A 22,856-nucleotide genomic window follows, 5' to 3' on the forward strand; every position below is an offset into this window, starting at 1 on the left:
TGTGGTTAGAGCCTTTTCGAAATCGTCAAGCGATTGGAGAAGATTAACTAATCCACAGTGGCTTATTCCAAGTGTATCACTTGGGCTTTGGCAGTAGCTAACTGCACTAAATATAATATAAGGAGGAGTTGTTATGACCTGTTTAGATATGTTAGTAGAAAGTGTTGACCGTGCGCAGGAACGGTTTGAGCGGTTATTTGAAGGAGTGACGGTCGAAGAGGCCAATCGTTTTCCGGCAGCTGAAATTTCAGGTCAAATTAAATCCATGACTTGGCTGGCATGGCACACGGCGCGCGAACTTGATTTTCAAATTTCAGATTTAGCAGGTACAGAGCCGATTTGGCTCAGCCAGGGCTGGAAGGAAAAGTTTAACTTAGATTTGCCGGATGACACGCAAGACTGGTGCCATACGTTGGAGGAAGCTCAAAAAGTCCAAGTGGATGATCTGAGTATTGCGCTGGGTTATCTGGAAGCAGCTGCCAATCTTGCTAAAGACTACCTTAAGTCGCTGAATGAAGCTGCTCTTGCTGACATTGTGGATGACTCTTGGACACCTGCGGTTACTCGCGGTGCCCGCTTGGTCTCTATCATTGACGATGCTGCCATGCACTCCGGTCAAGTCATCTATGCCAGACGCTTGCTGGGGCTGAAGGATTAGTTTTTTGGGAATAGCAGAGCTAAGGAGGAAACAGTGCCGGAATTACCAGAGGTTGAAACCGTCAGGCGCGGCTTAGAAAGCCTGATTGTCGGCAAGAAGATTGTGTCAGCAGATGTGCATGTGCCTAAAATGGTTAGGACGGATTTGGATGCCTTTGAGATGAATCTGCCGGGAGAAACCATTCACTCCATGCGCCGCCTCGGGAAATATTTGATCTTTGATTTTGGACAGCAGATTATGATTTCGCATCTGCGTATGGAAGGCAAGTACCTGCTCTTTCCTGATGATGTGCCTGATAACAAGCATTTTCATGCATTTTTTCATTTAGATGACGCCTCCACTTTGGTTTATCAGGATGTCCGTAAGTTTGGAACATTTGAACTGCTGGAAAAGTCGGCTGAAAATGCTTATTTTAAACAAAAGAAATTAGGGCCCGAGCCGACCAAAACAGACTTTAAGCTGGCGCCCTTTGAGCGGGCTGTCTTGTCTTCTCATAAGTTCATCAAGCCGCTGCTCTTGGAGCAAAAATTAGTTGCCGGCCTAGGCAATATCTATGCCGATGAGGTTCTCTGGGCAGCCAAGGTCTATCCGGAACGTTCGGCCGACAGCCTGAAAAAAGCAGAAATCAAACGGATCCATGACGAAACCATCCGTATTTTGCAGTTGGGAATTGCGCAGGGCGGCTCAACCATTCGCACCTATCGCAACGCGCTGGGTGAAGATGGAACCATGCAGCAGTATTTGCAGGTCTACGGCAGACCTGGTGAGCCTTGTTCGCGCTGTGGAACAGAGATTCAGAAAATCAAAGTAGGAGGACGCGGGACGCATTTTTGCCCGTCCTGTCAAAAACGATGAGCAAGATTATTGGAATTACAGGTGGTATTGCCTCCGGTAAGTCAACGGTTGTGGAGCACATTCGCCAAGCCGGTTATCAGATTATTGATGCGGATCAGGTCGTGCATGAGCTGCAAAAAAAGGGAGGCAGACTTTATCAGGCGCTCATTCTTGCCTTTGGGACAGAGATTTTAGCAGCTGATGAGGAGCTGGACAGACCTAAATTGGCTCAGCTGATTTTTTCCAGCAAAGAAAATCAGGAAAAATCTGCCAAGCTGCAAAATCGGATTATTCGTGAGGAATTGGCCCGCAGGCGTGATGCTTTGGCTGTTAAAGAGCCTCTCTTTTTTATGGATATTCCGCTTCTTTATGAGTTGGACTATCAAGACTGGTTTGATGAAATCTGGCTAATCTATGTTGATGATGATAAGCAGCTAAAGCGGCTGATGGAGCGCAATCATTACAGCCGTGATGAGGCTCTCAAGCGGATTGCTGCGCAGATGCCTTTAAAGAATAAGAAAAAATTAGCTCAGGTCATTATTGACAACAACGGCCGTCCGCAAGAAACTCGCAAGCAGCTTCAGGAGCAGATAGAGCGTTTAGAAAAGGGACAACCTTTTTAAAGGGGAAAATATGGAGAAAGGTTCCGGCGGCTATGTTCTTAAAGAGGCACAGGACACGCTGCCCTTGCAGTTTCTCATTGCAGCTCATAAGCCTGAGGTTTAGAGGCTGAACAGTTAAAAGATTAAAAATAATTTCAATTAAAGCTGATTGCTAATCAAATCGGCTTATTTTGTGCTATAATAATGAAGCAGTTTAGAGAAGGAAGATGATGACTTATAACTAATCACAGTGTCAGTACTATTAATTGGCGGCAGAATTTAAGGGTGGCTTGGTTTGGTAATTTTCTTACCGGAGCAAGTTTTTCGCTTGTAATGCCTTTTATGGCGCTTTTTGTGGAAGAACTGGGAGCTGAACCGAGCAAGGTTGAGCTCTATGCCGGGCTGTCGGTGTCACTGTCGGCTCTGGCATCGGCCTTGGTTGCCCCTGTTTGGGGAAAACTGGCTGACCGTTACGGCCGTAAGCCGATGATGATTCGGGCCAGTCTGGTTATGGCGTTTACCATGGGAGGTTTAGCCTTTGTTCCCAATGTTTTTTGGCTCTTGCTCCTAAGACTTGTCAATGGCGCCTTTGCCGGCTATGTGCCCAATTCAACAGCCTTAATTGCCGGGCAGGCACCGCAGGAAAAATTAGGCTATGCACTTGGAACTCTGGCAACGGGCGTTACAGCCGGGACCTTGATCGGTCCGCTTTTAGGCGGTTATTTTGCCGATCTTTTAGGGATTCGCAATCTCTTTCTTTTTGTCGGCAGTTTACTTTTACTGCTTAATTTTATGACTATTTTTTTGATTAGGGAAGATTTTACACCCGTTAAAAGAAGCGATGAACTGCCAACCAGAGAGCTGCTGAAGCAGGTCAAGAACCGTCAGGTTATGCTGGGTCTTTTTGTGACCAGTATGATTATTCAGGTTTCCGCTCAGTCCATTGCGCCTATTTTGACGCTTTATATCCGTCACCTGGGGCAGACCGAAAACCTTATGTTTGTATCAGGGTTGATTGTGTCCAGCATGGGATTTTCCAGCATGCTCTCTAGTTCTTTTCTGGGGAAAATCGGCGACCGTATCGGCAATCACCGTCTTTTGCTGGCAGCTCTTTTCTACAGTTTTTGCATGTATATTTCTTTTGCCCATGCGAAGACACCTCTGCAGCTGGGACTGCTTCGGTTCATGTACGGCTTTGGCACAGGAGCTCTCATGCCCAGTGTTAATTCTCTCTTAACCAAGATCACTCCTAAGGAAGGCATTTCACGTATTTTTAGCTACAATCAGATGTTTACCAATATGGGTCAGGTTATCGGGCCTTTTATCGGATCGAGCGTAGCTGCAGGACTGGGCTATGATTGGGTCTTTTATGTGACCAGTGCCATTGTCTTTGTGAATTTCTCTTGGAGTTTCATCAATTTTAGACATTATTTGAAAGTTAAGGAAATTTAGTGCGTATTAAGATCCATTTACAATGTTCAAGCTGCGGCAGCAAGAATTATCTGACCAGCAAAAATAAACAAAATCACCCTGAAAAAATTCAAGTGCTCAAATACTGCCCTAAGGAAAGAAAAGTAACCCTGCATGTTGAATCTTGATAGGAAATATGTTAGAATGGCTAAGATGACAGTGGAGGAAGTAAGTAGATGTACAACTTTTTATTAACAGCACTGCTGGTTTTATCCCTTATTTTAGTAATTGCGATTTTTATGCAGCCGCAAAAGAACCCCAGCAGCAATGTTTTTGATAACAGCGGATCGGAAGCTTTGTTTGAACGGACGAAAGCTCGGGGCTTTGAAGCCTTCATGCAGCGCTTTACAGCGGTTCTAGTCTTCTTTTGGCTAGCGATTGCCTTGGCGCTTGCTATTTTATCAAGTAAATAAAAAGTGAGCTTGACCTAGTCTGGCTTATTTTTTTTGAAACAATCAAGGAAAGAAAATGAAAGAAAAAATTATTAATTATTTGCAGGAGAAGGGCAAATCAAGTGTTGATGATTTAGCCGGCAGCCTTAACATGGCAGGTGCTAAAAAGTTTCCTTCGCTGATTAAAGAGATTTCCAGTCTTGAAAGCAAGGGCAAGCTGCGCTTTGAGAAAGACGGGACCATTTCACTGCGAAAAAAACCAGAAAAGAAAGACCAGATTACCGTTACGGGAACTTTTCGGGCTAACAAGGCAGGCTTTGGTTTTGTCAGTGTGGATGAAGCCGAAGAAGACCTTTTTATCGGCAGAAGTGATACCGGCTATGCGATTGACGGCGATACGGTTGAGGTAGTCATTAAAAAGGTAGCTAACCGTCTTAAGGGTACAGCTGCAGAAGCGCGTGTGGTTAAGATTGTTGAGCACAGTTTAAAGACAGTTGTCGGCCGCTTTATTTTAGATGATGAAAAACCTCATTATGCCGGCTACATCAAAAGTAAAAATCAAAAGATCAGCCAAAAGATTTTCATCAAAAAAGAGCCCATCGTCTTAGACGGGACTGAAATTATCAAGGTTGCTATTGATAAGTATCCGACACGGGGGCATGATTATTTTGTCGCCAGTGTCCGCGATATTGTGGGACACCAAGACGATGTCGGTATAGATGTTCTGGAAGTTTTAGAGTCTATGGACATCGTGTCAGCCTTTCCTGACGCTGTTTTGGCAGAAGCCAAGGCTATTGCAGAAACACCCGATAGCAAGGATTTCATCGGCCGTCTTGATCTGCGCGATGAAATCACATTTACCATTGACGGGGCTGATGCTAAAGACTTGGATGATGCGGTCCATATCAAACTGCTGGATAACGGCAATTTTGAACTTGGCGTGCATATTGCCGATGTTTCCTATTATGTAAAGGAGGGTTCTGCTCTTGATAAGGAAGCCTTGGCCAGAGGGACCAGTGTTTATGTGACAGACCGAGTAGTTCCTATGCTGCCTGAGCGTCTGTCAAACGGTATCTGTTCGCTCAATCCTAATCTTGACCGCCTGACCCAGTCGGCCATTATGGAAATTGACAAGCAAGGGCATGTTGTCCGTTATCAAATCACTCAGACGGTTATCAAAACGGCATTTCGCATGACTTACAGCGATGTTAATCAGATTATTGCCGGTGATGAAGCCCTGATTAAGAAATATGCCAAGATTGTGCCGTCTATCCGTCAAATGGTGGCTCTTCATAAGATTTTAGAGAAGATGCGTGAAGACCGCGGGGCGCTTAATTTTGATACCTCAGAAGCAAAGATTTTGGTTAATGACAAGGGAGTGCCTCTTGAAGTCGTCCTGCGCCGGCGCGGGATTGCTGAGCGCATGATTGAATCTTTCATGCTGGCCGCCAATGAATGTGTGGCTGAGCATTTTGCTAAGAAAGAACTGCCTTTTATTTACCGGATTCATGAGGAACCAAAGGCCGAAAAAATACAGCAATTTATAGATCATGCCAGCATTTTTGGCATCAGCATCGGCGGCACTGCCAATAATATCAGCCAAGCAGCTCTGCAGGCCTTTATGAAAAAAATGGAAGGTCAGCCCGGCAGTGAAGTCCTCTCAATGATGCTGCTGAGATCTATGCAGCAGGCGCGGTATTCAGAGCATAATCATGGTCATTACGGCTTGGCCGCTGAGTTTTACACCCATTTTACCAGTCCGATTCGGCGTTATCCCGACCTTTTGGTTCATCGCTTGGTGCGTGAATATGGTCAGCCAACTGCTGAAAAAATAGACCATTTTGCTGAACGAATTCCTGAAATTGCGGCACAAAGCAGCAGTTTGGAACGTCGGGCTGTTGATGCCGAACGCCTCGTTGAGGCTATGAAGAAAGCCGAATACATGGAAACCCATGTCGGTGAAGAATTTGAAGGTGTCATATCCAGTGTTGTCAAATTTGGGCTTTTTGTTGAGCTGCCAAATACCATTGAAGGCCTGATTCATGTGACAACTCTGCCGGAATTCTATCATTTTAATGAACGCAGCCTCAGCCTTCAAGGGGAAAAATCCGGTACGGTTTTCCGTGTCGGCCAGAAAATAAAGGTCAAATTGACTAAGGCGGACAAAGCAACGGGAGATATAGACTTTGAATACCTGCCAAGCAGCCATGACGTTGTTGAAAAGATGTCCGGATCTAAAAAAGCTAAAAAGCGTTCTTTGTATAAGACCAATAGTGACAGCAGCTCAACAGCTGATAAACACAGCAGAAAGTCATCTGTTTCGCAAAAGAAATCAAAAACGAAAAAGCCTTTTTATAAAGAGGCAGTGAAGAAAGGAGGCAAGCATGGCAAAGGGGCAGGGAAACGTCGTCGCGCAAAATAAGAAGGCAAGACACGACTATGATATTTTAGAAACCTACGAGGCCGGACTTGTGCTGACGGGAACGGAAATCAAAAGTGTTCGTGCAGCCAGAATAACGCTCAAGGACGGCTTTGCTCAGATAAAAAACGGTGAAGCCTGGCTAAACAATGTGCATATTACGCCTTATGAGCAGGGCAATATCTGGAATCAGGATCCTGACCGGACACGCAAGCTCCTCTTTAAAAAGAAAGAGATTGCAAAACTGGAAAATGAACTGAAAGGAAGCGGCATGACGCTGGTGCCTCTTAAGGTCTATCTCAAAAATGGTTTTGCCAAGGTCTTGCTCGGTTTGGCAAAAGGAAAACATGATTACGACAAGCGTGAGTCCATCAAGCGCCGCGAGCAGGAAAGAAATATTAAGCGTATCATGAAGAATGTCAACATGCGAGCTTAGTAAATCTTGCTATCAACACCGTTTCTATATAAAAAAAGCGAGAGAGTCAATTCCTGAAAGGAAAAGACGTCTCCCGCTTTTTTTATTCGCCCTTAAGCGTTAAATTTTTTTAAATCGATAATTTCAATCTTATAACCATCAGGATCAGTGATGAAGTAGTACATCTTTGGTCTTCCGGGAAGGCCTGAGAGATCGGTTACGGTGTAGCCGGCTTCCTTGTGCGCTTGATGGCTTGCTTCAAGGTCATCAACACCAACGGCAATGTGACCGTAGCCGTTACCGAGGTCATAAGCCTCGTGATCGTAATTGTAGGTCAATTCCAGTTCATAGTCGGGATCGTCTGCTAATTGCAGGTAGACAATGGTAAATTTATGATCAGGAAAATCACGGCGGCGCACTTCCTTAAACCCTAAAGCTTCTTGATAGAATGCCAGAGAAGCGTCCAGGTCTTTAACGCGGACACAGGTATGTAAAAATTTCATAGATAGTTCCTTTCTTTATGAGTAAAGATAACATCAGCACATCTAGGCTGAGAAGCTCTTAAACCGGCAGCTATTTAGGCCAAGTAATCACTTCTTCGCGCGGTTTGCGTGCTCTAGGATGTTTAGGGTCTCGCAGACGGTAGCCAAAGGAAATCATATTGGCAATTCCTTCGGTTTGAGGGTCAATCAGCCCGGCCTGACTTAAAATGTGATCAGCCTTATCATAGTCAAATCCCTCAATAGGGCAGGAATCGATGCCAATCATGCTGGCAGCTGTCATCATATTGCCCATGGCAATGTAAGTCTGCTTAGCAGCCCAGTCAAATAAAGCACGTTCACTGTCTAGCTTCAAATCATTTTTTTGGAAAGATTCATACAGCTTGAGACGGGCATCCAGGCCTTCTCCCTCCTTTATCCCGCGGCGAATCAGACTTTGACGGATATTTTCCGAATCATAGCGGACATCTTTTCTGGCTATGGACAGTACAAAGTGACTGGCTGTTTCCAGCTGGTACTTGGCTCCCCAAGCAATCTCTTTGAGCTGCTCCTTGATGGCCGGGTCTTCTAAAACGATAAAACGCCAAGGTTCAAGGCCGATAGAAGACGGGCTGAGCCAGGCAGTGTCAAGGATAAATTCCATATCTTCTTTGGGGATTTTTTGGTCATTGTAAACCCGTACAGCAACACGGTGATCAAAAGCCTGACGGACTTGTTTTTTAATGTCTTCTTTAGTCATGGTCAATGTCTCCTTAGTTTAGTTTGATAAATTTATCATACCATAATTTTCCCTAAAAAGGATAAGAAGAGATGATCATTTTGGCTTTTACAGGAACCGGATTTGATTGCTAATGCAAAACTCAGTCAAGAGCTGTAGCGTTGGCGTTTGGTTTTGCCGTCTGATATCGCCTAAGGATGGATTCAAGAAAAGAGACTTTTGCTTCAAGCTGAAAATTTCCTTAGCCCCTAAGGAAATTTCTCCTATTTAAATTTTGAAACCGTTTGCTAAAATGAAACTAGAAAAACAAGGAGGTAGAAGTATGTCTAAATTACCTGAAAATTTTCTCTGGGGCGGTGCTGTTGCTGCTCACCAGTTAGAAGGCGGCTGGCAGGAAGGCGGCAAAGGAATTTCTGTTGCTGATGTGATGACAGCAGGCCGGCACGGTGTTCCGCGGGAAATTACAGCAGGAGTTCTGGAAGGCAAATATTATCCCAATCATGAAGCGATTGATTTCTATCATCATTACAAGGAAGATATCAAACTCTTTGCTGAGATGGGATTTAAATGTTTTCGGACTTCCATCGCTTGGACCCGCATCTTTCCAAATGGTGATGAGTTAGAACCTAATGAAGCAGGCTTGCAATTTTACGATGACCTTTTTGATGAATGTCTCAAATACGGCATTGAGCCGGTTGTAACCCTATCGCATTTTGAATTGCCTTATCATCTGGTTACAGAATATGGCGGCTTTACTAATCGCAAGACTATTGATTTCTTTGTCCGCTTTGCAGAAGTTTGCTTCCGCCGTTACAAGGACAAGGTCAAATATTGGATGACTTTCAATGAAATCAACAACCAGGCCAACTACCAAGAAGACTTTGCACCTTTTACCAATTCAGGTATTGTCTACAAAGAAGGTGATGACCGTGAAGCCATCATGTACAAGGCAGCCCACTATGAATTGGTAGCATCTGCGCGTGCTGTGAAAATCGGTCATGAGATTAACCCTGACTTGCAGATTGGCTGCATGATTGCCATGTGCCCCATTTATCCGGCAACCTGCAAGCCGTCTGATGTTCTGATGGCCCAAAAGGCTATGCAAAAACGCTATTACTTCACTGATGTGCATGTCCATGGCTATTATCCAAAACATATCCTTAAATACTGGGAACGTAAAGGTATCGAGGTTGATGTGACTGACGAAGATAAGAAAGAGTTATTAGCTGGAACCGTTGATTATATCGGCTTTAGCTATTACATGTCCTTTGCCATTGACAGTCACCGGCCTAACAACCCTCACTATGACTATCTGGAAACAGAAGATTTGGTTAAAAATAACTACGTTAAAGCATCTGACTGGGACTGGCAGATTGATCCTGAGGGTCTGCGCTATGCCCTCAACTGGTTTACCGATATGTACCATCTGCCGCTCTTTATCGTGGAAAATGGCTTTGGCGCTATTGACCAAGTAGCAGAAGATGGTATGGTGCATGATGATTACCGGATTGATTACCTCAAAGCTCATATTGAACAGATGATTAAGGCTGTCGATGAAGACGGTGTTGACCTCATGGGCTATACGCCTTGGGGCTGTATTGACTTGGTTTCAGCAGGAACTGGAGAAATGCGCAAACGCTACGGCTTCATCTATGTTGATAAGCATGATGACGGTTCAGGAACCTATGCCCGCTCACCAAAATTATCCTTTGACTGGTACAAGAAAGTCATTGCGTCAAATGGGGAAAATTTATGATATGCTGAATTATCTTAAGAAGTCAGAGAGAGGCTGGACAAAAACTTGTCCAATATTCCTGTTTTGGAATAAGCTCTTGACGCAGTGGTTGGCTGGCTTTCCTTTTGCCACAAGGCCAAAGCGGAAAACCTAGCCAACTGTGCGGGGGTGGGAAGACGAACTCTTTTGTCATTTGTTGAGTTCTTTCCCACTCCCTTTATTTTGTTCGGCTGACAACCTTTATAGATTTTTCGGTAAAATAAGCAGAGCAGCCGGTCTTTTTTGCCTATTTTCAGGCCATTGCGGAAAGCATTATTCATGTGCTACGGCATTTCCGTAATGATACGGAAATATTATCTATGGATAATGTAAACGAATACAAATATAATAGAGTCAAAGAAAAAATTATATGGAGGAAACCATTATGGCAAAACAAGCTTTAATTATTTGTGCAGGAGGCATGTCATCTTCGATGATTGCTAAAAAAACAATGACTCTTCTTCAAGAACGGGGAGAAGACATTGAAATGGATGCAGTAGGAGTTCCGGAAGGACAAAAACGCATTGAAGCAGACAACTATGATCTCTATCTTGTCAGCCCTCAAACGAAAATGAATTTCAAACAGCTGGCAGATGCCGCTGCTAAGAAAAACAAACCGATTGTGCAAATTCCGCCGCAAGCCTATATTCCAATTCCTATGGGAATCGAAAAAATGGCTAAGCTGGTTAAGGATAATCTCTGAAAAGATGGCAGTATAGTTATTCCCAGAGCAGAATAAGGAGGGATAATGATGCTGGGTCAAAAGGAAAAGGCAATTGTCAATTATTTATCTCAGCACCGAGACCGATTTGTGACGAGTAAAGAATTGGCTGTGCATTTATCCTGTTCAGATCGAACAGCCCGAACCTATATTAAGTCTCTTATGGCTTATTCGCCGCAGGATACCGGTATCAAAATCATTGCTAAACAAGGTTATGGCTATCAGCTGCAGGTCAACGATGAACAAAAATATCTGACCTTTCTTTCAGAAAACAACTTAGACCAGGCCAGAGAAACGATTGACATCACTGACAGGCATAATTACATTCTGAATAAACTTATTTTTGAACAGGATAAGATTTTCTTTGACGACCTGATGGATCAGCTCTATGTCAGCCGTTCCACCTTGTCCTCAGATTTCAAAAAAATCCGAAAAGAACTGCAGAAATACGATCTCAGTATTGAAAGCAGAGCGAATAAAGGTGTTTTTGTCAAAGGAAGTGAGCACGATAAAAGGCGGTTCATTATGGACTACTTTTTCAGCGGTCACTTCCTTAAAAATCTGCATCAGTATGTAGGCGATGAGTTCTTCCATCTTCCTATCAGTTTTGAAGAGCTGACCATCATCGTTCTTGATGAATGCCGTAGCGAGAATTTAAAACTGTCAGACTTTATGATTCAAAATTTGGTGGTGCACATTGCGCTTGCCATCAATCGTGTTAAGAGTGGTTTTGATCTTTCTCCTATTGCTATTGATGCTGAAAAATTTCACAGAGAGATTAAGGTTGCCGGGCGCATTTTAAAGAGGATTCAAAACCGCATGGAACTGAATTTTCCGATAGAAGAAGTGAATTATATCGCTCTTCATCTGATTGCGCAGAAAAATGACGGGCAGCCTTTAGCATCTAAAGACAGCAGCATGCTCTTACGCCATGATCTGACAGAAAGTCTTAAAAAAATGGACGGGCTCTGCGGTTATCATTTTGCAGATGACTTTACTTTGATTGAGGGCTTGCTGGTTCATTTGGAAGTGTTGGCAGAGCGTTTAGCTATTGATGTTCATCTGGACAATCCGCTGCTTACAGAAATCAAGGAGCAGTACAGCGATGCTTTTCAGTTGACTCAAAAACTGGTGGACGATTTGGCGACTTTTGCAGATTACCGTTTATCTGATGATGAAATCGCCTATATTACTCTCCATTTGATGGCATCTTTGGAGCGGCAGCGCGAAGAAAATAAATTAAATGTTTTGGTTATCTGTGCAACAGGTTATGGCAGTGCTCAAATGCTGAACAACCGCCTTAAAAATGAGCTGAGTCCTTACATCAATATTGCCGATGTTATCGGCTATTACGACCTCAGCGATGATAAGCTGCAAGGAATCGATCTCATTATTTCTTCCATTGATTTGTCGCATCTAGTTTTTAGTGTTCCCGTCCTGACCGTCAGTGTCTTTTTAAAAGAGGAAGAAGTGGCTCAGATTAAAGAGAAACTGATGACGCTTCAGCCGTCTTCTAAAAAGATAGAAAAACCTAAAGATAACCTTATCTTAGAACAGATTTTCGATGATTATTTTTCAGAACGCTATTTTCAGATTTTTGACAGCACTGATAAGGAAGAGCTCTTGAAATCTATGGTAGATGCACTCAATGACAAACAGGATGCCTGCTACGCTAAATCAATGCTTGATTTGGTGCATCGCAGGGAGGAAATGAGTACTGTAGCCTTCAGCGATGTGATTGCGGTACCTCATCCAATCAAGGCAATCGACAAACAGCATAAAATTGCAGTGGCTGTCATCAGGCATGGGATTGACTGGGATACTCATTTTAACAATGTTCAGCTTGTTTTTTTGGTGTCACCGTCTGTCTATGAAAATGATGGGCTGGCCGCTATTACAAATAAGATTGTTGACTTAACAGATCAGCCCGGACGGCAGAAGCAGCTGATTGCAAGTGACTCGTTCACAGCGTTTAGGAAAATTTTTTTATCTGAGAATAAGGAAGGGTAGGAATTTTATGGATACAGAAGAATTACAGGTTGCGGCCTTTGAAATTATTTTAAACAGCGGAAATGCCAGAACACTGGTGCATGAGGCTTTTGATGCCATGCGTACAGGCAATTACGAATCAGCTGAGCAAAAGCTCGAGGAAGCAAACGGTGAGATGCTCAAAGCCCATCAGGCGCAGACCGAACTTTTGCAGAAATATGCCAGCGGCGTTGAGATTAAAATTGAAATTATCATGGTTCACGCACAGGATCATCTCATGACAACCATGACCTTAAGAGAAGTCGCCCTTGAAATGCTGGAGTTGTATAAGAAAATTAACTAGAAAGGAATTTGGCAAATGTCTCATCAATCAGACAGAGGATCAAAAAAAGCAGGCAATCAGCAGATAAAACAAAAGATGACTCTGAAAAATAATCTGTTTTCACGCTATTTGCTGTTTAGATACAGTTTGGCCTTATTTTTCTTTGTGAATCTTTATTGGATACTTTCTCTGGTTTATAAGCCAAGTGTTTATCTTATTTTACCAGTCATTTTGCTGTTTTTGATTATTGCAGCCTGTGCCGAGCAGTTTAAACTTTACGGAGCTAAGGAGGTTCAGCTTAAACATACTGAGCGAACATTAAAAATGCAGGTCATCGTAGAGCTGTTGCTGCTGGCTGTTACGATGATTCCTCAGCAGCTGTCAATAGCTGTTCCATTCTTTTCAGATACTGTGTCGGCTCATATATTTTTTGCCCTGCTGCAATTTCTTGGTTTAGTTATCTGCTGGTATAATCTCAAACGTATCAGACAAATCAAGAACAATGAAGACAAATTTTATCACCGTTTTCACAACCATATCGAAAAATATATTTAATGGAGGAAAAATTTATGGATGAACAAAAAGGACTGTTCGGTTTTTTGGACAAGTATCTTATGGGGCCAATGAGTATCATTGCGCAGTATAAGGTTGTCCGAGCCATTACGGCAGCAGGTGTTGCATCTGTACCTTTTACAATTGTTGGCTCAATGTTTTTGGTATTTAACGTTTTACCAGATTCATTTAGTTTTTGGCCGGTTATAAGAGATATTTATGAAGCATCATTTTATAAGTTTTCAAGTCTTTATATGCTTGCTTACTATGTTACTATGGGATCTTTATCACTTTATTTTGTTTTAACCATGGGTTATGAGTTAACTAAAATATATGCTGATGAAGAAGAATTAAATCTTAATCCTTTAAATGGTGCAATGCTTTCACTCTTTGCCTTTCTGATGACCGTTCCGCAAATTATTTTTAAAGGCGGTGCTATGACATCAGTTCTTAATCTGAAAAAAGGGAAAGTGATATCAGATGGTTGGGCAATTGCTGACGGCGCTATTACACGCTTTGGAACGTCAGGGATTTTTACAGCTATCATTATGGCTATTTTATCTGTTATGCTTTATCGTATGTGTGTGAAACATAATTGGGTTATTAAAATGCCGGAAGCTGTGCCAGAAGGAGTAGCCCGTGGTTTTACCGCCTTAATACCCGGATTTGTCATTGCATTTGTTGTCTTATTCATAAACGGTATTTTTATTGTATTAGGGACAGACATTTTCCAAGTTATTGCGGCACCATTTGGCTTTGTCAGAAACTTAACCGATACTTGGTTAGGTATTATGATTATTTACCTCTTAACACAAGCTCTGTGGAGTGTTGGTATTCACGGTGCTAATACTATCTTTGCGCCATTTGTTAACCCAATTGCTCTTGCCAATATGGCAGCTAACGCTAAAGGAGCTCACTATATTGTTGCCGGTGAATGGTCTAATATGTTTGTTATCGCCGGCGGATCCGGTGCAACTCTGGGATTATGTATTTGGCTGGCTACTCGTGCTAAATCAGAACAATTGAGTGCTATTGGTAAAGCTTCAGTTGTCCCAGCTATTTTTAATATCAATGAGCCGCTTATTTTCGGGATTCCAATTATCTATAATCCATCTTTGATTATTCCGTTTATTTTGGCGCCTATGACCTCTGCTACTCTTTATTATTTTGCTATGAAATTGAATTTGATTAAGGCGGTATTTGCTCAGGTTGCTTGGCCAACTCCGGTAGGAATCGGTGCCTTTACAGGAACAGGAGACTGGAAAGCCATTATCTTAGCTTTAGTTTGTGCTTTAGCTGCCTTTCTTGTCTACTATCCATTTATTAGAAATTATGATAGAAAACTGCTTAAAGAAGAACAGGGTGCTTAATACAATCAATAACCTAATCCCAATGGGGTTAGGTTATTTCAATTTTTTATCGGTGTATAAAACAGCCATTTGGTTTACCAGCCCATGATCATTTTGGTTTTTTTATTCATATTCTAATGTGACTTCCTAAGTATTTATCATTTTTCCTTATTTTCCTGAAACGTCTTTATTCCACTTTTCTAAGAATGTGCTATAATAAGCATATATGAAAAGAGGAGAGACCTTTTGAAGACAATTGCGATGATGTATGTGACCCTTTTGCCCGTCTTTTTGGCCGGGGTTGCCAATAAGTTTTTTTGTGAATCTGACTTTCTGGCTTGGACCTATGAGCCGATTGACGGCGGTCTCAAAATGTCCGATGGCAGATATTTTTTAGGTCCCAATAAAACGTGGAAGGGTTTCTGGGGGATGATTGCCCTGACGACTTTTTTTCAGGTTATTTGGGGACTGATTTTGGGAATCATTCCGCATTTTCTCTCCCTGTCCTTGGTTGCTGACTATCACAATGATATATTCTTCAATCTCTTTTTTGGTTTTCTCTTAGGAAGTGCCTATGTTCTCTGTGAGCTGCCCAACAGTTTCATTAAACGCCGCTTCAATATTCCTGCAGGTCAGGAAGGTCAAGGTAAGGCCAGGTGGGTATTCATTGTCTTGGATCATGTGGTTCCTTTTCTAGGCAGTATTGCTGTTATCGCAGCGTTCACTTCCATGACTTTTTCGTATTATATCGGCTATGTTTTTTTAGGCGGCCTTACAGCTTTTCTGCTTGATTTGCTTTTGCAGGTTATTCAAGCTAAAAGAAAGGCTTTGCCATAAAGATTTTCTGTTTCATAAAAGAATTAAGAGTTTGGAAAAAAAGTGAACTGCTCCCGGTCAAGTAGACAGTGAAATAATAAACAATCAAGCAACGGCCTTGTTCCTCATTTCAAGAGGGGCAAGGCCATTGTGCTTCTCTTTTTGATAAGTGGGTCAGACAGGCTAAAACAACTGGTTCTTTTAAAACTGCAGATAACCTAACGGATGAGCAGCGTGAGCTCATCGCGCTTAGAAAAACACTTTATAATTTTTGTTCAGAAAACTGTTGTCTTTTCAATGGAACACCTTAAGAGTACACAGATTTAAGCAGATGGGAAGATAAAAACATCAAAATCTTGTTTATCTTATATCATCAAATCCATATCGAAATACAAGCTAAGCTAGATTATTAAGCGTTTGCCCGCTCACACTGTCAGGAAAAGATGTTCAAATATGATTTTTAGAAATCCTTACCATCCCTATCCTTATTTTCAACTGTCTTCAGAATCTTCTTAAACATAAGTCTTATATCACTAACGCCCTTGAATGTCCTTATTTCAATGCTAAGCTAGAGGCAGCCAACAAACTCATCAAAGATATCAACTATCAAGCCTTTGGCTTTCAAAACTTCAAGAATTTCAAAACGAAAATTCTTATCGCTTTAAACATCACAAAAGAAAGAACCCATTTGATTCTCTCTCGTGCTTAATTATAAGTTCCCCACTACAGATATTATAGAGCTTAAAATTCTGGAAGACTAAAAAACAGACGGTTTTCACAGCCGTCTGTTTTTTGGGGGTCAAAATATTAGAAATACAACAATTCTTTAGGCGTTTTGGTAAAGACTTCAAAGCCGTTTTTGGTGACGTATCCGCAGTCCTCAATGCGGACACCGACTTTTTCAGGAATGTAGATACCGGGCTCGACAGAAAAGCACATGCCTTCTTCGAGAACCAAGTCGTTGCCGGCCATAATAGATGGAAATTCATGGACACTCATGCCGATGCCGTGACCGAGTCTGTGATTAAAGTACTCTCCGTATCCGGCTTTTTCGATGACCGAACGGGCAGCTTTATCTACCTGAGCAGCAGTGACGCCGGGCTTGATAAAGTCAAGAGCTGTCAGCTGGGCTTCTAAGCAGATATTATAGATATCTTTTTTGAACGGATCGGGCTGACCGACAGCGACTGTACGGGTCATATCACTGACGTAGCCCTTGCTTTCTACGCCAAGGTCAAAGAGCAGCAGATGATTATTTTCGATCTTATTGGCTGCGGGAATGCCGTGAGGATTGGCCGCATTCTTGCCGGTCAAAACCATGGTTTCAAAACTCATCTTCTCAACACCCAGCTTTTTCATGTCAAATTCAATTTGGGCGATGATATCTGTTTCGCAAGCTTCAAGGGAAATAGTGTCAAAGCCGATCTGAACAGCTCTGTCCGCAAGTTCACCGGCTTTTAATAATTTTTGGATTTCATCAGCTGATTTAATGAGGCGCATCTGATTAATCAGCGGGGTCAAATCGGTAAACTGTCCCGAAAAAATACGTTCAAGACCTTTAAATTTAGTGACATTAAGCTGATCAAACTCAAGTGCTACCTTAGGATAATCGGTTTTGGGAAGCAAACCTTTAATCTTTGCCCAAGGATTCTCAGAATCTATATAACCGGCAACAGGGAAATCGACAATCGTTTTGGCTCTTGCGGCATCGAGTTCAGGCAAAAAAAGCAAAGGTTCTGCGTCTGCAAACAAAAAGAGCAGCATGAGCCGTTCGTGCGGATCACTGTAAAAGCCTGTAAGATAACTGATAGAAACAGGGTCAGAAAGGACGGCTGCAGCAGTTCCTTCCTGTTTGAGCGCTTGAATTAATTGTGCTTGTTTTGACATATAAAAACCTTCTTTCGCCTTCTATTTTTTCAAAAAAGGAGGAAAAAATCAAGTTTATGCCAAGTTTTTCATAAAACTTGCACTCTTATACTTGAAAGTGTTTTCAAATCGTGCTAGAATAGCATTGGAAGCGTAATTTTCAAAGTAGAAGGGATGATGCGAGGATGAACACAGATGACACTATTACGATTTACGATGTTGCCCGGGAGGCCGGCGTATCTATGGCAACGGTCAGCCGCGTTGTAAACGGCAATAAAAATGTAAAAGAAAATACTCGGAAAAAAGTTCTGGAAGTCATTGACCGTCTGGACTATCGGCCCAATGCTGTGGCGCGTGGTTTGGCAAGCAAAAAGACGACGACCGTCGGTGTTGTGATTCCTAATATTGCTAATGCTTATTTTTCAATTCTGGCTAAGGGAATTGACGATATCGCAACCATGTATAAATACAATATTGTTCTTGCTTCAAGTGATGAAGATGATGACAAAGAAGTTAATGTCATCAATACCTTGTTTGCAAAGCAGGTGGATGGTATTATCTTTATGGGACACCATCTGACAGAAAAAATCCGTGCAGAATTTTCCCGTTCACGCACGCCGATTGTGTTGGCAGGAACAGTTGACCTTGAACACCAGCTGCCAAGTGTCAATATTGATTATAAATTAGCGGCTCAAAATGCGGTTGACTTACTGGCTAAAAATCACGAAAAGATTGCCTTTGTCTCAGGCCCTCTTATTGATGAAATCAACGGCAAGGTACGCCTTGCCGGCTATAAGGAAGGGCTTAAGAACAATAAGCTCAGTTTCAAAGAAGGGCTTGTTTTTGAGGCACAGTACAAATATCAGGAAGGCTACAATCTTGCTCAGCGGGTCATTAATTCGGGTGCGACGGCTGCTTATGTTGCTGAAGATGAATTGGCTGCAGGTCTTCTAAACGGTCTCTTTGCTGCCGGTAAAAAAGTGCCGGAAGATTTTGAGATTGTTACGAGCGATGATTCTGCCATTACGTCTTATACCCGTCCTAATTTGACTTCTATCAGCCAGCCGGTTTATGATTTGGGTGCTGTTGCCATGCGCATGCTAACCAAGATTATGAACAAAGAAGAACTGGAAGAAAAAGAAATTGTGCTTAACCACGGCATTAACGAACGGGGAACCACCAAATAAAGGCGGCTGCCGAGCAAAAATGCTGGTAGTTTCGGCAGAAACAGCACTGTTTCTGCTTTCCCGAAAATCTTAACTTTCACAGTCCCTTAACAGAATTAAAAATGATAGGCTTGCAAGGTCTTGTCTTGTTAAAAGCACTTGGAGCTGTCTGAATTAAGGGTGATATTATCTCTGCAAGCAGTCTGGGAGTTATCTTCTGGACTCTTTTCATAAAAGGAGTACACATGACAAATGAAACAATGATGCAGTATTTTGAATGGTATTTGCCGGCTGACGGGCAGCACTGGCAGCATTTAGCCCAGGATGCCCGGCATTTAGGAGAAATAGGCATCAGCAAGGTATGGATGCCGCCGGCTTTTAAAGGCACAGGGGCAAATGATGTCGGTTATGGTGTTTATGATATCTATGATTTGGGAGAATTTGATCAAAACGGAACGACCCGCACGAAATACGGCAGCAAAGAAGACTATCTGAATGCAGTCAGAGCCCTTAAAGAACAAGGAATTATGCCTATTTCAGATATCGTTCTTAACCACAAGGCCAATGGGGATGCCAAGGAAAAATTTGAAGTCATTAAGGTCAATCCCAGCAACCGTCAGGAGAAGATTTCAGAGCCTTATGAGATTGAGGCTTGGACCCAGTTTAATTTTCCGGGACGGCAGAATGCCTACAGCGATTTCAAGTGGCACTGGTACCATTTTACCGGGGTCGACTATGACGCCCTGCATAATGAAACAGGAATTTATATGATTCTGGGGGACAATAAAGGCTGGGCCAATCAGGAAAATATTGATCAGGAAAATGGCAATTACGACTATCTCATGTATGATGATATCGACTTCAAGCATCCTGATGTCGCTGAGCATCTCAAATCATGGGCCGGCTGGTTTTTGGACACAACCGGTGTCGGCGGTTTTCGTTTAGATGCAGTTAAACATATTGATAAGACCTTTATGGCGGATTTCATTCACTATATTCGCAGCCATTTTAAAGAAGATCTCTATGTCTTTGGTGAGTATTGGAAGGACAGTAATTTTGACATTACCGACTATCTCAATGATACCGGGCTTCAAATGGATTTAATTGATGTCATGCTGCACATGAACTTTTTTGAAGCCGGACAAAAGGGAGCAGATTTCAATTTGGCGTCCATTTTAGATGACAGTCTTATGCAAAGCAATCCTGATTTTGCTGTTACCTTTGTGGACAATCACGATTCACAAAGAGGACAGGCCTTGGAATCAACGGTTGCCGAATGGTTTAAGCCTCTGGCTTACAGTTTAATCTTACTGCGCCAGGAAGGAACGCCCTGTGTTTTCTATGGTGATTATTATGGTATTTCAGGCGACTTTGCGCAAGAGTCCTTCCAAACTGTTTTAGACAAGCTTCTTTATATCAGGAAATACCATGTTTACGGTCCGACTGAGAATTATTTTGACCATCCCAACTGTATCGGCTGGACCTGTCTGGGCGATGACGACCATCCTGATGGTGTGGCTGTTGTCATGACTAACGGGGATGCCGGCTGGAAGCATATGAATATGGGAGAATACAACAAGAATAAGGTTTTTGTGGATTACCTCAATAACTGTTCCGAAGAAGTTATTTTAGATGATCAAGGCTGGGGCGATTTTCCGGTTCAGGCAGGATCTGTTTCTGCCTGGGTCAGCAAGGACGCTCACCAGTAATTAAAAAGCGAGGCTGACAGTCTGCGGCGATACTGCTGAAGTCTGGGCCTCGTTTTTTTGCAGTTTATTTTTAGGCTTGTTAGAGGGCTTTAAAGGCAGGAAATAAGTGGTTTTCAGCTTGATTTATTCAAGGCATTTTTGCAGAAACTGCCGGCTCTATAGAGGCTTTACTGGTAAAATCAGTGTGACAGCAGTCAGTGGCATCTCAGCAAATTTAGTGTTATAATTAGAAACATGAAAGTTTTACTGTATTTGGAGGCAGAGCACTATCTGAGAAAATCAGGTATCGGCCGTGCCATCAAACATCAAGAGCGTGCCCTAACTCTGGCAGGGATTGAATACACGACAAATCCAGAAGATGATTACGATCTTGTTCATATAAATACTTATGGTTTTAAAAGCTGGCGTCTCATGAACCGTGTCAGAAAATCAGGCAAAAAGATTATTATGCACGGACACTCGACAGAGGAAGACTTTAGAAATTCCTTTATCGGTTCTAATTTAGTGGCGCCGCTTTTTAGAAGATATCTTTGTCATTTTTATAAAAAAGCTGATGCCATTATTACCCCAACCCCTTATTCAAAACGCTTAATCGCTGGATATGGGATTACAAAGCCTATCTATGCTGTTTCTAACGGAATTGATTTGGATCGCTATGTGCCCAGCAAAGCCAAGGAAGAGGCCTTTCGCCGTTATTTTCAGCTGACCGGAGATGAGCAGGTGGTTATCTGCGCAGGGCTGTATTTTAAGCGTAAGGGCATTGAGGATTTTATCAAGGTTGCTGAAAAGATGCCCCATGTCCGTTTTATCTGGTTCGGAGAAACCAATAAATGGGTTATACCCCATGATGTCAGGGCAATTGTGGCTAAAAACCACCCTGACAATGTTACCTTTGCCGGCTATATAAAGGGTGATGTCTTTGAAGGAGCCATGAGCGGTGCGGACGCCTTCTTTTTTCCCAGTCTGGAAGAAACAGAAGGAATTGTCGTTTTGGAAGCTTTCGCCAGCCGCCAGCATGTTATCCTGAGAGACATACCGGTTTATGACGGCTGGATCACAGACAAAGATGCCGAATTTGCAACAACTGCTGAAGGGTTTGCAGAAGCAATTCAAAAGGTTCTTGACGGGCGCAGTGACAAAAAAGAGGCCGGCTACAGAGTAGCCCGCAGCCGCAATATTGACAAGGTGGCGCATGAGCTGGTCAGTGTTTACCAAAAAGTAATGGAGGAATAAGATGCGTATAGGTCTTTTTACCGATACCTATCTGCCGCAGATTTCAGGCGTTGCAACGAGTATCAAAATCCTGAAAGAAGAGTTGGAAAAGCAGGGGCATGAGGTCTATATTTTTACAACGACTGATAAGCATGTGAAACGCTATGAGGATCCGACTATTATTCGTCTGCCAAGCGTTCCGTTTATTTCCTTTACGGATCGCCGAGTTGTGTATCGGGGACTTTTTGCGTCTTATAAAATTGCCAAGGCCTATAAATTAGATATTATCCATACTCAGACAGAGTTCAGTGTGGGGATTTTAGGAAAAATGGTTGGAAAAGCGCTGCGGATTCCGGTCATTCATACCTACCATACTCAGTACGAAGACTATGTCCGCTATATCGCCAACGGTAAAATTATCCGTCCAAGTATGGTTAAGTATATCATTCGCGGCTATCTGAGTGATCTTGACGGTGTTATCTGCCCCAGCCGCATTGTTGTCAATCTGCTTGAGGGCTATTCGGTGAAAATTCCCAAACGGATCATTCCGACAGGTATTGACTTAAAAAAATATGAACGTCCGGACATCAGCCAGGAAGACGTGGACGATTTGCGAAAGGAGCTGGGTCTTGCTGATGATGAGACAGTTCTCTTAAGTCTGTCCAGAGTTTCTTATGAAAAAAATATTCAGGCAGTCATTCAACAGATGCCGGAGATTTTAGCCGGCAATCCTAAGGTAAAGCTGCTTATCGTCGGAGACGGCCCGTATCTGGATGAGTTAAAAGAGCAGGCAAAAGATCTGGGTGTGACTGATCATGTTATTTTTACAGGAATGGTCGGTTATGATGAAACGGCTCTTTATTACAAAGCTTCTGATTTCTTTATCAGTGCCTCAACCAGTGAAACACAAGGGCTGACCTATACTGAAAGTTTAGCGAGCGGCAAGCCCATTATCGCTCAGGCCAATCCTTATCTCAATGATTTAATTACCGATAAAATGTTCGGTACCCTCTACCAAAAAGAGTCTGATTTGGCAGATGCTGTTTTGGATGCTATCATTTCGACACCAGCAAAGGATGAAAAACTCTGGCAGAAAAAACTCTATGAAATTTCTGCTGAGCATTTTGGAAAATCTGTTTTCGCCTTTTACTTGGATATGATTATCTCGAAAAAGGCTAAGAAAAGAGAAAAACTGTCCTTGGCTGTTGAAGGCAATAAGACAGATACATCGATTAAAATTGTCAAATCGACCGTCAAGCTTCCGGCTACCGCTCTTAAAAAAACGGCTAAGACATCTGTCAAGGTCGTTAAGGCTCCGGTTCGTTTGGTCAATGCTATTCGCGATTTTCTTGATTAAGAGGCTTGAAAATTT

At 42.6% G+C, this 22,856-nt stretch carries 22 protein-coding genes and 2 pseudogenes; 21 read left to right on the plus strand and 3 right to left on the minus strand.

Annotated elements, in window-relative coordinates; genetic code table 11:
- The first annotated feature begins 133 nt into the window (after positions 1–133).
- From AC4HAF_RS01610 to smpB, 9 genes and pseudogenes are all read left to right on the plus strand, one after another.
- Entirely contained in the window at positions 134–658 is a 525-nt protein-coding gene (locus AC4HAF_RS01610; RefSeq protein WP_491096402.1) for a DinB family protein, read from the plus strand.
- A 33-nt stretch (positions 659–691) separates the two neighbouring features.
- Complete coding sequence (gene mutM / locus AC4HAF_RS01615) at positions 692–1,513, plus strand: DNA-formamidopyrimidine glycosylase (RefSeq protein WP_491096403.1); 822 nt, start codon at positions 692–694, stop codon at positions 1,511–1,513.
- Positions 1,510–2,115, plus strand: coding sequence for a dephospho-CoA kinase (coaE, locus tag AC4HAF_RS01620; protein ID WP_491096404.1), 606 nt, complete (start codon positions 1,510–1,512; stop codon positions 2,113–2,115). The genes mutM and coaE overlap by 4 nt, the downstream gene beginning before the upstream one ends.
- A 10-nt stretch (positions 2,116–2,125) precedes the next feature.
- A pseudogene (locus AC4HAF_RS01625) lies at positions 2,126–2,218 on the plus strand (methyltransferase); the annotation flags it as partial.
- Positions 2,219–2,355: 137 nt separating this feature from the next.
- Positions 2,356–3,546, plus strand: coding sequence for a multidrug efflux MFS transporter (locus tag AC4HAF_RS01630; RefSeq protein WP_491091121.1), 1,191 nt, complete (start codon positions 2,356–2,358; stop codon positions 3,544–3,546).
- Positions 3,546–3,692 (plus strand): 50S ribosomal protein L33, encoded by a 147-nt coding sequence (rpmG, locus tag AC4HAF_RS01635; protein WP_003087331.1) that lies wholly within the window; start codon positions 3,546–3,548, stop codon positions 3,690–3,692. The genes AC4HAF_RS01630 and rpmG overlap by 1 nt, the downstream gene beginning before the upstream one ends.
- A gap of 48 nt (positions 3,693–3,740) precedes the next feature.
- Positions 3,741–3,977: a preprotein translocase subunit SecG gene (secG, locus tag AC4HAF_RS01640; protein ID WP_491090968.1), complete on the plus strand. Its 237-nt coding sequence runs from the start codon at positions 3,741–3,743 to the stop codon at positions 3,975–3,977.
- Between the two features lie 55 nt (positions 3,978–4,032).
- The gene (gene rnr, locus AC4HAF_RS01645) at positions 4,033–6,378 is read left to right on the plus strand and encodes a ribonuclease R (protein WP_491096405.1); all 2,346 of its coding nucleotides are present in this window, start codon (positions 4,033–4,035) and stop codon (positions 6,376–6,378) included.
- The gene (gene smpB, locus AC4HAF_RS01650; protein ID WP_491096406.1) at positions 6,341–6,811 is read left to right on the plus strand and encodes an SsrA-binding protein SmpB; all 471 of its coding nucleotides are present in this window, start codon (positions 6,341–6,343) and stop codon (positions 6,809–6,811) included. The genes rnr and smpB overlap by 38 nt, the downstream gene beginning before the upstream one ends.
- 92 nt (positions 6,812–6,903) lie before the next feature.
- Here smpB and gloA read toward each other — a convergent pair whose 3' ends face one another.
- Positions 6,904–7,293 (minus strand): lactoylglutathione lyase, encoded by a 390-nt coding sequence (gloA, locus tag AC4HAF_RS01655; protein ID WP_491090964.1) that lies wholly within the window; start codon positions 7,291–7,293, stop codon positions 6,904–6,906.
- Between the two features lie 70 nt (positions 7,294–7,363).
- Positions 7,364–8,029, minus strand: coding sequence for an NAD(P)H-dependent oxidoreductase (locus AC4HAF_RS01660; protein ID WP_491090963.1), 666 nt, complete (start codon positions 8,027–8,029; stop codon positions 7,364–7,366).
- Positions 8,030–8,330: 301 nt separating this feature from the next.
- On the opposite strand from AC4HAF_RS01660, the gene AC4HAF_RS01665 reads away from it, so the two are divergent.
- The 8 genes and pseudogenes from AC4HAF_RS01665 to AC4HAF_RS01700 all read left to right on the plus strand — a co-directional run.
- Positions 8,331–9,764, plus strand: coding sequence for a 6-phospho-beta-glucosidase (locus AC4HAF_RS01665; protein WP_491096407.1), 1,434 nt, complete (start codon positions 8,331–8,333; stop codon positions 9,762–9,764).
- Positions 9,765–10,167: 403 nt separating this feature from the next.
- On the plus strand, positions 10,168–10,485 hold the full coding sequence (locus AC4HAF_RS01670; protein WP_491090961.1) for a PTS cellobiose transporter subunit IIB: 318 nt from the start codon (positions 10,168–10,170) through the stop codon (positions 10,483–10,485).
- A 48-nt stretch (positions 10,486–10,533) separates the two neighbouring features.
- Complete coding sequence (locus AC4HAF_RS01675; RefSeq protein WP_491096547.1) at positions 10,534–12,513, plus strand: BglG family transcription antiterminator; 1,980 nt, start codon at positions 10,534–10,536, stop codon at positions 12,511–12,513.
- Positions 12,514–12,520: 7 nt separating this feature from the next.
- Positions 12,521–12,835: a PTS cellobiose transporter subunit IIA gene (locus tag AC4HAF_RS01680; RefSeq protein ID WP_491096408.1), complete on the plus strand. Its 315-nt coding sequence runs from the start codon at positions 12,521–12,523 to the stop codon at positions 12,833–12,835.
- Between the two features lie 15 nt (positions 12,836–12,850).
- A complete protein-coding gene (locus AC4HAF_RS01685) occupies positions 12,851–13,369 on the plus strand; it encodes a hypothetical protein (RefSeq protein WP_491096409.1) in 519 nt (172 codons plus the stop codon).
- A gap of 14 nt (positions 13,370–13,383) precedes the next feature.
- Entirely contained in the window at positions 13,384–14,736 is a 1,353-nt protein-coding gene (gene celB, locus AC4HAF_RS01690) for a PTS cellobiose transporter subunit IIC (protein WP_491096410.1), read from the plus strand.
- A 225-nt stretch (positions 14,737–14,961) separates the two neighbouring features.
- Positions 14,962–15,552 carry a CDP-archaeol synthase gene (locus tag AC4HAF_RS01695; protein WP_491096411.1) on the plus strand — a complete coding sequence of 197 codons (591 nt, stop codon included), beginning with the start codon at positions 14,962–14,964 and terminating at the stop codon, positions 15,550–15,552.
- 481 nt (positions 15,553–16,033) lie between these two features.
- Positions 16,034–16,240, plus strand: a pseudogene (locus AC4HAF_RS01700) (transposase); the annotation flags it as partial.
- 98 nt (positions 16,241–16,338) lie between these two features.
- On the opposite strand, the gene AC4HAF_RS01705 reads toward AC4HAF_RS01700, so the two are convergent.
- Complete coding sequence (locus tag AC4HAF_RS01705) at positions 16,339–17,418, minus strand: M24 family metallopeptidase (protein WP_491096412.1); 1,080 nt, start codon at positions 17,416–17,418, stop codon at positions 16,339–16,341.
- 164 nt (positions 17,419–17,582) lie between these two features.
- Between AC4HAF_RS01705 and ccpA the strand changes: the two genes are divergently transcribed.
- From ccpA to AC4HAF_RS01725, 4 genes are all read left to right on the plus strand, one after another.
- The gene (gene ccpA, locus AC4HAF_RS01710; protein ID WP_491096413.1) at positions 17,583–18,584 is read left to right on the plus strand and encodes a catabolite control protein A; all 1,002 of its coding nucleotides are present in this window, start codon (positions 17,583–17,585) and stop codon (positions 18,582–18,584) included.
- A 224-nt stretch (positions 18,585–18,808) separates the two neighbouring features.
- Positions 18,809–20,272, plus strand: coding sequence for an alpha-amylase (locus tag AC4HAF_RS01715; protein WP_491096414.1), 1,464 nt, complete (start codon positions 18,809–18,811; stop codon positions 20,270–20,272).
- A 234-nt stretch (positions 20,273–20,506) separates the two neighbouring features.
- Positions 20,507–21,505: an LTA glycolipid anchor biosynthesis glycosyltransferase, IagA/BgsA family gene (locus tag AC4HAF_RS01720; RefSeq protein ID WP_491096415.1), complete on the plus strand. Its 999-nt coding sequence runs from the start codon at positions 20,507–20,509 to the stop codon at positions 21,503–21,505.
- Position 21,506: 1 nt separating this feature from the next.
- Positions 21,507–22,841 carry a glycosyltransferase family 4 protein gene (locus AC4HAF_RS01725; protein WP_491096416.1) on the plus strand — a complete coding sequence of 445 codons (1,335 nt, stop codon included), beginning with the start codon at positions 21,507–21,509 and terminating at the stop codon, positions 22,839–22,841.
- Positions 22,842–22,856 lie beyond the last annotated feature (15 nt).

The sequence above is a fragment of the Streptococcus sp. ELY_90 genome, assembly GCF_058314475.1.